The sequence below is a fragment of the Bacillus sp. B25(2016b) genome, from assembly GCF_001679765.1.
Classification (GTDB): domain Bacteria; phylum Bacillota; class Bacilli; order Bacillales; family Bacillaceae_G; genus Bacillus_A; species Bacillus_A thuringiensis_K.
The window spans coordinates 773,628-787,910 of sequence record NZ_CP016285.1; the positions used below are offsets into that span (position 1 = coordinate 773,628).

A 14,283-nucleotide genomic window follows, 5' to 3' on the forward strand; every position below is an offset into this window, starting at 1 on the left:
TTATCTAGGTGGAAGTTTTTGTTTTTGTATTTGTGAGTGAATCATAGGAGAAGGGATATGTTCGGTGTTTGATGAAGCCCCTGATTTTATTTGAGACATTTTTTCTTTTGTATCACGTAAAGAATGTTCAGTTAAGTAGACGGCATATTCGTAAAATAACTGGCGCGTCAGTTCGCTTTGCTCTTTTAATTTTTTATCTTGGAATACAGTTCGCCCAGGTTTCGAGTTGGCTTCAAAGAGCCATGGATTTTCCTTCGTGTCTAAACCGATATCAAAACCGATTTCTCCAATATTTCCGGTTACTTGTTCATCGAGCGCGTAACTTATTTGTAAGGCAGTATGTTTTAATTTATTTTCAATTTGAACTTGTTTCGTTGAATCTGGAAAAAGCTCTTGTAATAATTTTGTATCACCGCCACTATTTACGTGCGTTGTTAAACTGCCTTTGCCGGCGATTTTGGCGACGATTGCACTAACTATCCAATTACCGAAATGATTTTTATTTGTATGAATGCGGAAATCAACAGGTTGCCCATCGAAACGAAGTAACGAAATACCTTGCTGTACGATAAACTTTTTTAAATCATGTCCTTTTAATAAGTGGTTTAGAAGAGTTTCTAATGATTGATACTTTCTCAGTTTATTTTCTTCATTTTCGCGATAACGACAGTAGTAGCAATTCTCTGTTTGAGAATAAAATATTTGATGAATATTTCTACCAAAGCTCCCGTGTATTGGTTTCATGTACACTGATTTATACGTGCCAAGAAACCGTTCTACTTGTTCAAAATGCTGAAATGTTTCTGTATGTGGTAATAAGGGTTTAATTGATTCGTCTTTCATAAGAAGTTGATGAACTTCCCATTTATTGAAAAAACCTGGGTTAAACCATGGGATGGAGTAGTCATGTTCTAACTTTCTTTTTGCTCTGACAATTGGTTTATAATTTTCCGCTTGTCGATTCGGTAATCGATCGTAAATGACATTTGGTAAAGGGACTTTTTTCTTTATCCATTGTTTCTCTTGAAAGAAATATCCTTCAATCGTTTCTTCTTCCCAGTTTATATGTTGAACGCCAAAGACGAATACGAACGGTCGTAATGAGAATGGTGGTGTTAACAACTCACTGAGAGCAATTGAACGATTTCCTAAAGGGTTAGAAGAATCATCGTTAAAGCCAGTTGTAAAAATGCCAATCAATGGTCCGAAAATAATCGTTTGGTTTTGTGTGAATGCATGAATAGTAGTTGATTGAGGCAGTAAAAGTTTTTCGGCAATATGTTTTCCGATAATAATTTCGCGAGTAAAGGAATAATGAATTTTCACCTCTTCACTTGCTATATGACGTATGCCGAAGGAGAGGGATGTAATAGGTGGTGTAATAGAAAAAACGTAAGGTAAAGTAATGCTATTTGGATGTTCATCTGAAATATTTAATGTATATATATGTTCTTTCAAAATCGGTTTACCTCCTTTCATTATGGTGTAAAGCGACTGAATTTAAGTGGTCCGTGAAATATCTTTTCAGCTAATGAATCACTATGACGAATGTATTGTTCGTAAGGAGGGATCGTGTTGACATACATAAGCCAGATTGCACCTTTTTGATCCATAATTGTGGAAAGTTCTAGTTCAAATAACGAAGAATAAGACTGATCTAGTGTTTGGAATACTTCATTTATAATGTCGTGTAAAGCGTCGTGTAATAGTTGCACACCTGTACTAGATAGTACGTATTTAATTTTTGAAAATGAATGCAATGAATCATCGTCCGTTGCTGAGGGTAAAAGCTGATTAGGAAATGAGCTTTTTTGTATAAATTGACCGATAACATTCCAAGTTTGTTCTTTGTTTTTTTGCAAAATGGTTCGAATGTGCAGTGGATATGTTAATTGATTTGGTGGTTGTAGCATAGTATGCACTATGTAGCGTGATGAACGTATGTTAGATTTACACCAAGATATAAATTCATCTGTCCTCTTGATTGGAATAGAAGTATGGTATTTTTCATTTACTGTATCGATATGAAACGTTTTATTTTTGTAAGCGACTCGATATAAGTTATCTTTAGAATGTATATTAGTGGGGCGTATAATAATATCTTTAGTTTTTAACAACAGTTTGAAAATGATTTGTATCGTTGCCACTTCAAATTTTGGTATATAAGGAGACAGTTTTTTATTAGTAAGAAATAAATCATGTAGTTCACTTAAGTTAATAAGTGTGTTATTTAAAAAGGTAGTGGAAGGACGGTTGTGCAAAGAGTGAATAATTGATTTTGCTTTTTCAAAGTCTGTTTCCTCGTGAAAAGAATAACGATCATATATATAAGAAGGAATAGGGAATGTTTGCTCTTTCCATTTTCCTGTATCTGTATCGTAAATAAGACCAGAAACAAGGTCTGTTTTAGAATCAATACAAAATGGCGTAAACTGGGCAACGACATTATGATAAAGCCGAGCGCGTTTAGCGATTTCGGTGTAATACGTTTGCTCATAATGAAGTTTAGAAGTTAAAAGGCCGAGAACCAACGAAATCACTCCTTTACTACTATTTGCATAAAAGGCGAAGCTATATATTGCAAATACGTTTTTATACCATTATACTTTTGTCCGTATGATGATATGCTATAGTTTTGGAGAAGTGAAAGGTTGATTGTAATGAATATATGGTTAAATATGTTAACGACGACAGGACTCGGAGCAATTATTGGGGGATATACGAATCATCTAGCGATAAAAATGTTATTTCGTCCTCATCGTCCTATTTATATCGGAAAGTTTCAAGTTCCATTTACACCAGGATTAATTCCGAAGCGTCGTGATGAACTTGCTGTTCAATTAGGGAAAATGGTTGTAGAGCATTTGTTAACACCAGAAGGAATCGGAAAGAAGTTAACAAATGAAGAGTTTCAAAAAGGTTTAATCCACTGGGCCAAAGTAGAAGTGGATAAAGTAATTACGAATGAACAATCACTGCGACATATGTTAGAGAAATGGAATGTAGCGCATGTAGAAGATGAAGCGATTCGAAAAATCGAACATGTGATTACAGAAAAAATTCATGCATTTTTAGCAGAGTATTATACATATACATGGGAACAGGCTTTACCTCATTCTGTACATGAAAAGATAGAGAATGCGATTCCGAATGCCTCGGCGTTTATTTTAGAGCGAGGAATTAGCTTTTTTGAAAGTGAAGAAGGGAAAGCGCGTCTTTCAAAAATGATTGATGATTTCTTTGCTTCTCGCGGAACGCTACTTAACTTAGTCGGAATGTTTTTAGGAAATGTAAGTGTAGTGGATCGTGTGCAGCCAGAAGTTATTAAGTTTTTAGGTCAAGATGGTACAAAGCAGCTTTTAACTGATGTACTGCAAAAAGAGTGGGAAAAGTTAAAAGGAAGAGATGTAAAAGAATTAGAAGCATTTGTAGAGAAAGAAATGATTGTAAGCTCCGTGCTGTCAGCAGTTAAAGTAGAGGAAACAGTGAGTAAGTTTTTAAATCAATCTGTTCAGCAAGTATGTGAACCAGTTCGAGAAACAATTATTGAAAAAGTGGTTCCAAGCACAGTAACGAAAGGCTTGAAGTGGGGAACAGAAAATGTAGAGAGTATACTAAACAATCTACACCTTGCGGAAATTGTCCAGCAAGAGGTGTCTACATTTTCAACAGAAAGATTAGAAGACCTAGTTCTGTCTATTACGAAAAACGAATTGAAAATGATTACGTATTTAGGAGCGTTATTAGGCGGAATGATCGGACTCGTACAAGGATTGTTACTATTGTTTCTTAGATAATAAGGTGAGTACATAGAAATAAAAGTGAAATTTCTTCACATCTCTTGCATAGTTTGATATGGTAAGAAGAGGTGCGTATGTAAATGCACTGAAAAGGCAGTGCGAGTGAAAAGCGCTAGCCTTCTAAAGGAGGAAAAATAAAATGACAAAGAACATTCATGATGTTGCATATGAATTACAAAAAGCAATCGCTGAAAACGAAGACTTCAAAACTTTAAAAGAGAGCTACGCAGCAGTTCAAGCTGATGCGGCTTCAAAGAACTTATTCGATGAGTTCCGTACAATGCAACTTAGCTTACAACAAAAAATGATGCAAGGCCAAGAAATCACTGAAGAAGACAACCAACAGGCACAAGAAGTTGTAGCTCGCATTCAACAAGATGCTAAAATTACAAAATTAATGGAAACTGAGCAACGCCTAAACGTTGTAATCGGTGACGTTAACAAAATTATCATGAAGCCACTTGAAGAATTATATAGCGCGCAACAACAAGCGTAATAGTGGAAGACGCTCCTATGGGAGCGTCTTTTTTGTTTAGGGAATTTAATAGTTATACCACAAAAACTCCCTTTCAAAATAGCCATTTCTTATTGGTTATTTTGAAAGGGGTATGTAATACATCTAATTTTTTTATTGCTGTTAATTGAAGTTTTAATGTTTTTTTCGTTCAAAAACTTTTCAATCTCTTTTTGTTTCCTCCCATTTATTTTCTCAAGGCGTTTTGTAAAAGAAAAATTGGCTTTGAATAAGTTACCATCTTGGGCGAGTTTGTCTAATTCTTGATCTAGCTCTACGAAAATATCTGTAGATGAAGACATAAATTCATATATTTCTTTTGAAGGCTTTTTATAATCATTAGGTAAATTATTATTACTAATAAACTCATGGAAATTCATATCGTTTTGTTTCGCTAAATCGATTAGCTTTTGTAATTTTTCTCGGTCAGGTTCCGTGAAATCAGTATCAGAATTTGTTGAAGCGAGAGGGATAATATTTTCAGATAACTCCCAACTATAATCTATATAACTTTTTATATTTTGTTTCATTTCGTCTTCACTAATAGTTTCATTTTACTTTGAGGAACTAAATATATTTTCTGGAACTTTAATAACAACATCTTTGATAGATTGTACATCATTTTTTTCCTTAGGCTGTACACTGTTTGAACAAGCTGATAGAAATAACATTGTAAGTAACGTGAGTGGGTATAAAATATAATTTTTCATCTTAATCTCCTTTTGCATTAGTGTCGTTGCAAAATAGCTACATTCCATTTCAAATACTTAACTAAAGCTACGTATAGATGTTTTATTATTTGATAACATATGACTGATATTAGTAAGCCGATGCAAAAAGCTATGAATACATTGTAAACATCGGAATAACTGATTTGATGAAACCCTTTAAAGAATCCTAACCCTAGTAATAATATAGGCGAAATAATTAATAACGGTGTAGCAATTATAAGTGCTAGAAGAAGCGGTAATAGAAAGAGTAATACGAAAAAGGCGATAATGATAAATATAAAGTTTAAAACACTTAAGCTCATAACAGAAAACAGTGCTTTCATAATGTTTTTTAGGCTGCGCCTATTGTCAGCGTTGCTTATTGCATATGAAACGTTAAGTTCTTTAGCGATAGTTTTAGGGTTTCCTAGTTTTTTAGAAATTTCCTCTTCAGATATTCCATCCTGTTTACCACTAATAAAATGAGTTTCGTACTCCGAGATAATATCCTCCTTTTCTAAAATATGCATATTCCGTAGGGAAGAACTAAGTTGCTCTAAAAATTCACTTTTGTTCATAACAATCACTTTCCTTTATAAAATGATGAATTATGGCTGAAAATCATATCTTTTTTCTAAACAGCACACACAATCTATATCTACTTTTTGAAAGGAGATATAGATTGTGAATAAAATTCCAAATAATGGTTATTCCATTATTTACAAATATATCACTTACTATTGTTCTTTGCAAGGTACTATAAAATTTTTAATATTATAAATGGATGGAAATATTTTTGCGTATTTTTAGAAGAGATATAAAAATGTTATTTTAAGATAAACAAAAGGTTGTAAGCGCATTCTTTGAATCTTGTCAAAATAATGTCGAATTCATATTGTTGGAAAAATAATGCATTTGTAATATAATGATAACGATACTTCACCACGTTAATTAACTAGGTGAAATTAAAATCTTTATTACACACATTATGAAATAAAGGGTGATTAGTTTTGAGTACAGATGTAAAAGCAAACGACGTGAAGACAAAAACAAAAGGAGCAGATCTTGTTGTTGATTGTTTAATTAAACAAGGTGTTACACATGTTTTCGGTATTCCAGGAGCGAAGATTGACTCTGTATTTGATGTATTGCAAGAAAGAGGACCAGAGTTAATCGTTTGTCGTCATGAACAAAACGCAGCATTTATGGCAGCTGCTATTGGTAGATTAACAGGGAAACCGGGCGTATGTCTTGTAACTTCAGGACCAGGGACATCAAATTTAGCGACAGGTCTTGTTACTGCGAATGCGGAGAGTGATCCCGTTGTTGCTTTAGCTGGTGCAGTACCTCGTACGGATCGATTAAAACGTACGCATCAATCTATGGATAATGCTGCACTATTCGAACCAATCACAAAATATAGCGTAGAAGTAGAGCATCCTGATAATGTGCCAGAAGCATTATCAAATGCATTCCGAAGTGCAACTTCCACAAATCCAGGCGCTACTTTAGTAAGTCTGCCGCAAGACGTTATGACTGCGGAAACAACTGTAGAGTCTATCGGTGCGCTTTCTAAGCCACAGCTTGGAATCGCTCCCACACATGATATTACATATGTAGTAGAAAAAATAAAATCAGCGAAATTACCAGTTATTTTACTCGGTATGAGAGCGAGCACAAATGAAGTGACGAAAGCTGTTCGTAAATTAATTGCGGATACAGAACTTCCTGTCGTTGAAACATATCAAGCAGCTGGTGCGATTTCACGTGAGTTAGAAGATCATTTCTTCGGCCGCGTTGGATTATTCCGTAACCAACCAGGTGATATTTTACTAGAAGAAGCAGACCTTGTTATTTCAATTGGTTATGATCCAATCGAGTATGATCCAAAGTTCTGGAATAAACTTGGCGACAGAACGATTATTCATCTTGACGACCATCAAGCAGATATCGACCATGATTACCAACCAGAGCGTGAATTAATTGGTGATATTGCCTTAACGGTAAATAGCATCGCGGAGAAATTACCGAAACTTGTATTAAGTACGAAATCAGAAGCGGTATTAGAACGATTACGCGCGAAATTATCAGAACAAGCAGAAGTTCCAAATCGTCCTGCAGAAGGTGTTACGCATCCACTTCAAGTGATTCGTACACTTCGTTCTTTAATTAGTGACGATACAACCGTTACATGTGACATCGGTTCCCATTCTATTTGGATGGCAAGATGTTTCCGTTCTTATGAACCACGTAGATTATTATTTAGTAACGGCATGCAAACGTTAGGTGTTGCACTTCCTTGGGCAATCGCAGCTACTTTAGTAGAACCAGGTAAAAAAGTAGTTTCCGTATCAGGTGACGGTGGTTTCTTATTCTCAGCGATGGAGTTAGAAACGGCGGTACGTTTAAATTCTCCAATCGTCCATCTTGTTTGGAGAGACGGCACATATGATATGGTTGCATTCCAACAAATGATGAAATACGGCAGAACATCAGCTACAGAGTTTGGCGATGTTGATCTTGTGAAATATGCGGAAAGTTTCGGGGCGTTAGGTCTTCGTGTTAACACGCCTGATGAATTAGAAGGGGTATTAAAATCCGCATTAGCAGCAGACGGCCCTGTCATTATTGATATTCCAATCGACTACCGTGATAACATTAAATTAAGCGAAAAATTATTACCAAACCAACTAAACTAATGGAGGCAGATTTGAGATGACTGTTGCGCAATTAATTGATATTGATGCAAAAAAAACGAAAATGAGTAATGAAGTATATCAAACATCTACAATGCTTGCGCTATTAGATGGTATATATGATGGTGTGATTAGCTTTGAAGATTTGAAAAAACATGGTGATTTCGGCATCGGCACATTTGATCAATTAGACGGTGAAATGATTGCATTTGATAATGGATTTTATCATTTACGTTCAGACGGTTCAGCGGAAAAAGTAGAGCCAGAAGAAACAACGCCATTTGCGACTGTAACGTTTTTTGAAAAAGAAATGAGTTATAAGGTAGAACGTCCGATGAATCGTGAAGAAGTTGAAGCGTTATTACATGAATTAATGCCAAGTAAAAACTTATTTTACGCTATTCGAATGGACGGTACGTTCCGTGAAGTAAGAACGAGAACTGTTCCAAGACAAGAAAAACCGTATACACCACTCGTTGAAGTGACGAAATCGCAACCAATCTTTTCGTTTGAAAATACAGAAGGTACGCTTGCTGGATTTTGGACACCGGATTATGCACAAGGTATTGGGGTAGCTGGATTCCACTTACATTACATTGATGATGAAAGAAGCGGAGGCGGACATGTTTTCGACTATGTTGTAGAAAACTGCACGATTCAAATTTGTCAAAAAGCTCATATGCATTTAGCACTTCCAGAAACAGCAGATTTTATGAAGGCTGAATTATCAAGAGAAAATTTAGAGGATAATATTGCAACTGCGGAAGGTGCAGAGTAAGAGGGAAAGACTGTTCCAAAATGGAACAGTCTTCTTTTATTCGTAATGTTATTATTTGTCGATAAATCGATATTTCTTGTCGAACCGTTGATATATTGTAAGTTACGATAGATATATTTGAAAAATCGTTGATATCGCTTATTTCTTTGAAACGAACGGATGTCCTTCATAATAAAAACGCCACGGATAATGTACAGCTTCTTCCGCATAGTCGATGTTAATACGAGGTCCTGCTGTTATTTTATATTGTGATGATAGGTGTTCTTCTTCTGGGACGAGTTCAATATGTAATGTATCACTTTGTAAGGATACACCTCGTTCTTCTAAAGTAATTCCGAGGGCACGGCATAGTTTGCCAGGGCCGTTCGTTACATTTTTATACTGGGCTTTTGTAATGTCGGTTTTGTTGTAGCGTGCTAGTTTTATTTCTTCTATTCCATCTACCGGCTCAAGGGCTCGAATGAGAACACCTTGCGGGGTGCCAACTGGCGCTGTAATGACGTTAAAACAATGATACATACCGTAAATTAAATATACGTAAGCATGTCCCGGTGCACCAAACATGACTTCTGTACGGTCCGTTCGTCTACCTCCGTAACTATGTGCGGCTTTATCATCGGGACCTTTGTATGCTTCTACTTCTACAATGATTCCGCTTCGTTTTACTCCGTCTACAATATGTACAAGTTTCTGTCCGAGTAATTTCTTTGCGACTTCTAACGTATCGCCTTCATAAAAGGAAGGTGGTGCCTGCATTGTACTATCTCCTTTGCTAAGTGTATATGTATATAGTAAACCAAATTTTCAGTAGTAATTCTAACTCGTTCTATTTGCTACATTTATTTCATAAATTATGGATAGAGTACAACAGCGAAGAGGGGGAGTGCGACATGATTTATCGCTTACTAGCTCTTAATATAGATGGGACACTACTATACAACAACGGAAAAATTGCAAAAGGATTAAGAGAAACAATTGAATTTGTGAAAAGAAAAGATGTATACGTTACATTATTTACGAGTCGTAATTTTCAATCCGCTCATAAAGTAGCAAAAGCGTTAAAATTAGATTCTATATTAGTGACACATGGTGGTGCTTTCGTTTCAGCAACGTTAGATAAACCGTACGTTCAAAGAAGATTATCTGAAGAGAAGACTTTTAACATTGTGCAAGTGTTAGAGCACTTTGATTGTAACGTACGTATTTCTCATGAACGGTTTTCAATCGGAAATCGTGAGAGAAATACACCAAACTTAATTGCGCGCACTGTATTATCAAGCGCAGATCCGTTATTTTATCCAGTTCAATTTGTAGATTCGTTAGGTGATGCGCTTCGTGATCATCCGGTAGCGGCGCCAAAAATTGATGTTCTTTTCCAAACTAAAGGTGAAAAAGAACGCGGGCTAAATACATTAAGAAAAGCGTTCCAAGATGTAGAGTATGTTGAATGTGATTCAAAACGAATAGAAATTTTACCACAAAATGTATCAAAATTACGTGGATTACAATTGCTTGGAGAGCATTTAAATATTTCGCTAAATGAAATGGTTGCGATTGGAGATAGTATGGAAGATTTAGAAGTTATTGAAAACGTGGGACTTGGGGTAGCGATGGGGAACGCACCTGTAGAATTAAAGCAAGCAGCAGATTGGATTACACGTTCAAATAGCGAAAACGGTGTAGAGTATATGATTAAAGAGCATTTCCGTAAGCAATTCCCGCTTCCGTTTTTGAAGAATCATAAAAATACACCGAAACGATGAAAGAAAAACGTAGCTTTTTGGCTACGTTTTTTTGTTTATCTTATTAAAAACAGTGAAAGCGTTTTAAAATATGAATTGTGTACGAAATCCATACAATTCACTTGAATCCTTCAGAAAACTAATGTAAAGTGGATGATGTTGCCAAAACAGTTACACCACATGAAATATTCTTCAGATTAATTTTATTGGGCTCCCATACGTAAAAGTATTTCCGCATGACAGTTTAGTTCACGTATTATTTCAAAAATGAATTGTAGCAATCTTATTAAGTAGTTGTAGTGTTTCTTTGTTTTATTTAAATGGATTATTTTAAGTTAATGTGAGTAAGGTTTGGTACATATGATATGTACTTCTTTTTGTGATTCTAGGAAGTTTAAAAGGGGGAATGAATTTCTTGAGGAAATCATTTAATCAAAAAATTAAAAAGTTAAGTAGTAGTTTAATAGTTGTATTACTAACATGTATGAATTTTTTAATCCACTTACCATTTAAAGCAGAGGCAGCTACAACAGAATTAAAAGGTTTAGGTGATGTATCTTATTACAATGCCATCATTTTTGGAGATCATAGTGCAACGAGTGCGGATATTGAAGGTGCGATGGCTGTTCAGAAAAATATGAACGCATCAAGTTATACAGTCGTAGCGGCTGCAACTGGAGCAAATAACTTAGCTGGAGCAACTTGGGTAGATGAAGGATATCCATCATTATTACTAGGCGGTCAATTTACGAAAGCGGGAGCAGGACAAGTAATTATTCAAGATGGAACAGTGGCGATGACAAAAGACGGTGACCCAGATGGCGCAATGAAAACATCATATGACCGTATCTCTTATAAAGAGCAAGCGGAGATTGATGCTAAGTTTAAAGAATTTAGAAAAGACGTCGATGGTGTAATTGGGGATGCAAGTAAACTACACACTGATAAGCCAAAACCTAATATGAGCTTTGGAATCGGTGAAGATGTAAACAACCCTAATATTTATGTCTCTTCAGGCCAAACGGGAAAGAAAACATTTGATGTAAAAGACGTTTTTCTTCCGAATGTAGAGAATAAAGACTTTATTGTTATTTATTCAGATGCAGAAGAAGTGAGTTTTGGTGGCGGTGCAATTTTGTATGATACAAGAAATACTGGGATGGCGACGGATTTAATTAATACATCTCAAGCATACGACCCTAATTCATCTTTTACTGAGTTGGCTAGTAAGGTAATTTGGGTATTTCCTAATGCTACAAAGATAACAACTAAAGGTTATGGTGTAGTAGGTAGTGTGTTTGCACCTAATGCAGTTGTAGAAACAAAAGGTGGTTCTATTAATGGACAAGCCTATGTTGGAGGATTACACCAAAGAGATGGTTTTGAGGTTCATAATTTTAAATTTAACTGGCCAAAGTGGAATAAGCCAGCAGCTGAAAAAGGACATTTACAAATTAAAAAAGTTGATGAAAACGATGAAAATATTGTTTTAAAAGACGCAAAATTTGATGTTATAGACAAAGATAATAACGTTGTGGCTACTGTTACAACAAACGAAAAGGGTATTGCGGAAGTTAAAGATTTACCATTTGGTGACTATTTTGTAAAAGAAATAAATGCACCAGAAGGATATATAAAAGTTGATACACCAGTCAAAGTAACAATTGATAATACAAACGTAATTGAACTTGTTATGAAGAATACGAGAAAAGTAGAGAATGGCCAATTTAAATTATTGAAAAAAGATAGTGAATCTGGTCAACTTCTACCAGGTGCAAAATTTGATGTTATCGATAAAGATGGGAAAGTTGTGGAAACAATTGTTACAGATGATAAAGGTGAAGCCTTATCGAAACAACTTCCAGTTGGAAGCTATACATTAAAAGAAGTAGAAGCACCAAAAGGATATGAATTATCATCTAGTTCAGTTTCTATTGATGTAGAGGCTAATAAAGTAGTGACTGTAGATGTGGTGAATAAAAAGATCCCCGAAAAAGTAACGGGTCAATTCGAAATCGTGAAAGTAGATGCGGAAGATAAAACGAAAGTATTATCAGATGCAGAATTCGAAGTGTATAAAGATGGTAAAAAAGTAGAGACGTTACGAACAGATAAAACTGGTAAAGTAGTTTCACAGAAATTAGAACCAGGAAAGTATACATTAAAAGAAACGAAAGCACCACAAGGATATAAATTGTTAAAAGAAGAAATTGAAGTCGTTGTGGAAGCAAACAAGTTAGTAGAAGTACAAATAGAAAATGCGAAAGAACTAGGAAGCTTACAAGTAATCAAAAAGGATGCAGAGAGTGGAACAGTTCTAGCAGGTGCAGAATTTAAATTAAAGAACGAAGCTGGTCAAGTAGTTGGAGAAGCGAAAACAACGAATAAAGAAGGTGTTGTGAAATTCGAAAACTTAGTGCCAGGAAAGTACACGTTAGAGGAAACAAAAGCGCCAGAAGGTTATAAGGCGTTAGAAGTAACAGTAGAAGTAAACGTTGTAGCAAACGAAGTAGTAAAACAAGAAGTTACGAATGAAAAAGTAACAGGTCAATTTGAAATCGTGAAAGTAGACGCGAATGATAAAACGAAATTGTTATCAGGTGCAGAATTCGAAGTGTATAAAGATGGTAAAAAGGTAGCAGAACTAAAAACAGATGAGAGTGGAAAAGTGATGTCACCGAAATTACCGCTAGGTGAATACACAGTGAAAGAAACGAAAGCACCAGCGGGCTACAAGCTTTCAAATAAAGAATGGAAAGTAACAATTCAAAACGAGAAAGAAGTAGTAAAAGTAGAGGCAGAAAACGAAAAAATCTTAGGTTCTCTACAAATTATTAAAATGGATGATAAAGATCAAACGAAACGCTTAGCAGGCGCACAATTTACATTGAAAGATGTGAAAGGAAATGTTGTAAAGGAAGGAATTACAACAGATAAGTCTGGAACGGTTAAAGTAGACGGACTTGTGCCAGGTGAATATACGTTAGAAGAAACAAAAGCACCAGAAGGTTATGAGTTAACAAAACAAATAATTCATGTAACAGTTGACGGTGAAAAAGTTGTTGATGTAAAAGTAACGAACAGTAAGAGCCTTGGTCAATTCGAAATTGTAAAAGTAGATGCGGAAGATAAAACGAAAGTATTATCAGACGCAGAATTCGAAGTGTATAAAGATGGTAAAAAAGTAGAGACGTTACGAACAGATAAAACTGGTAAAGTAATCTCTAAGAAATTAGAACCAGGAACATACACATTAAAAGAAACGAAAGCACCACAAGGATATAAGTTGTTAAAAGAAGAGATTGAAGTCGTTGTGGAAGCAAACAAAGTAGTAGAAGTACAAGTAGAAAACGCAAAAGAACTAGGAAGCTTACAAGTAACCAAAAAGGATGCAGAGAGTGGAACAGTTCTAGCAGGTGCAGAATTTAAATTAAAGAACGAAGCTGGTCAAGTAGTTGGAGAAGCGAAAACAACGAATAAAGAAGGTGTTGTGAAATTCGAAAACTTAGTGCCAGGAAAGTACACGTTAGAGGAAACAAAAGCGCCAGAAGGTTATAAGGCGTTAGAAGTAACAGTAGAAGTAAACGTTGTAGCGAACGAAGTAGTAAAACAAGAAGTTATGAATGAAAAAGTGAAAGAAGAAATTACAGGTCAATTAGAAATTACAAAGGTAGATGCCAATAATACAAATAAAACTTTAGCAGGCGCAGTGTTTGAAATTTGGAAAGACGGAACAAAAATCGACACATTAACAACAAACAAGAGCGGTAAAGCGACTTCTAAGAAGTTAGAACCAGGAGATTACACTTTAAAAGAAATCCAAGCGCCAGAAGGATATACTTTATCCGATAAGGAAATGAAATTTACGATTTCTAATGAAAAAATTGAAGTTGTAAAGCTTCAAATTACAAATAAAAAAGATACAGAAAAAGGTCCGGAAAAACCAGGTGAAGGAACAGAAAAGCCAGGTGAAGAAACAGGGAAGCCAGGTGAAGAAACAGGGAAGCCAGGTGAAGAAACAGGGAAGCCAGGTGAAGAAACAG

At 35.4% G+C, this 14,283-nt stretch carries 10 protein-coding genes and 1 pseudogene; 6 read left to right on the forward strand and 5 right to left on the reverse strand.

What is annotated here, in order from left to right; genetic code table 11:
• Entirely contained in the window at window positions 1-1,458 is a 1,458-nt protein-coding gene (locus BAQ53_RS04050) for a YheC/YheD family endospore coat-associated protein (RefSeq protein ID WP_208906503.1), read from the reverse strand.
• A 20-nt stretch (window positions 1,459-1,478) separates the two neighbouring features.
• Complete coding sequence (locus tag BAQ53_RS04055) at window positions 1,479-2,531, reverse strand: YheC/YheD family endospore coat-associated protein (protein WP_000242822.1); 1,053 nt, start codon at window positions 2,529-2,531, stop codon at window positions 1,479-1,481.
• A gap of 129 nt (window positions 2,532-2,660) precedes the next feature.
• Here BAQ53_RS04055 and BAQ53_RS04060 point away from each other — a divergent pair, with 129 nt between their 5' ends.
• Together BAQ53_RS04060 and BAQ53_RS04065 are read left to right on the forward strand one after the other, a co-directional pair.
• Window positions 2,661-3,797: a DUF445 domain-containing protein gene (locus BAQ53_RS04060; protein WP_061884832.1), complete on the forward strand. Its 1,137-nt coding sequence runs from the start codon at window positions 2,661-2,663 to the stop codon at window positions 3,795-3,797.
• Window positions 3,798-3,939: 142 nt separating this feature from the next.
• Window positions 3,940-4,296, forward strand: coding sequence for a YlbF/YmcA family competence regulator (locus tag BAQ53_RS04065; RefSeq protein WP_000164612.1), 357 nt, complete (start codon window positions 3,940-3,942; stop codon window positions 4,294-4,296).
• Between the two features lie 89 nt (window positions 4,297-4,385).
• Here BAQ53_RS04065 and BAQ53_RS04070 read toward each other — a convergent pair.
• Window positions 4,386-5,024: pseudogene (locus tag BAQ53_RS04070) on the reverse strand (NDxxF motif lipoprotein).
• 17 nt (window positions 5,025-5,041) lie between these two features.
• Window positions 5,042-5,602: an HAAS signaling domain-containing protein gene (locus BAQ53_RS04075; RefSeq protein ID WP_046946579.1), complete on the reverse strand. Its 561-nt coding sequence runs from the start codon at window positions 5,600-5,602 to the stop codon at window positions 5,042-5,044.
• Between the two features lie 432 nt (window positions 5,603-6,034).
• On the opposite strand from BAQ53_RS04075, the gene alsS reads away from it, so the two are divergent.
• Together alsS and alsD are read left to right on the forward strand one after the other, a co-directional pair.
• Entirely contained in the window at window positions 6,035-7,723 is a 1,689-nt protein-coding gene (gene alsS, locus BAQ53_RS04080) for an acetolactate synthase AlsS (protein WP_000102394.1), read from the forward strand.
• 16 nt (window positions 7,724-7,739) lie between these two features.
• On the forward strand, window positions 7,740-8,498 hold the full coding sequence (alsD, locus tag BAQ53_RS04085; RefSeq protein WP_000215006.1) for an alpha-acetolactate decarboxylase: 759 nt from the start codon (window positions 7,740-7,742) through the stop codon (window positions 8,496-8,498).
• 138 nt (window positions 8,499-8,636) lie between these two features.
• On the opposite strand, the gene BAQ53_RS04090 is transcribed toward alsD, so the two are convergent.
• Window positions 8,637-9,254 (reverse strand): DNA-3-methyladenine glycosylase, encoded by a 618-nt coding sequence (locus BAQ53_RS04090; protein ID WP_001148809.1) that lies wholly within the window; start codon window positions 9,252-9,254, stop codon window positions 8,637-8,639.
• Between the two features lie 134 nt (window positions 9,255-9,388).
• On the opposite strand from BAQ53_RS04090, the gene BAQ53_RS04095 reads away from it, so the two are divergent.
• Window positions 9,389-10,261 (forward strand): Cof-type HAD-IIB family hydrolase, encoded by an 873-nt coding sequence (locus tag BAQ53_RS04095; RefSeq protein ID WP_000640430.1) that lies wholly within the window; start codon window positions 9,389-9,391, stop codon window positions 10,259-10,261.
• Window positions 10,262-10,655: 394 nt separating this feature from the next.
• A partial coding sequence (locus BAQ53_RS04100; RefSeq protein WP_208906504.1) for an MSCRAMM family protein occupies window positions 10,656-14,283 on the forward strand: 3,628 nt, incomplete at its 3' end.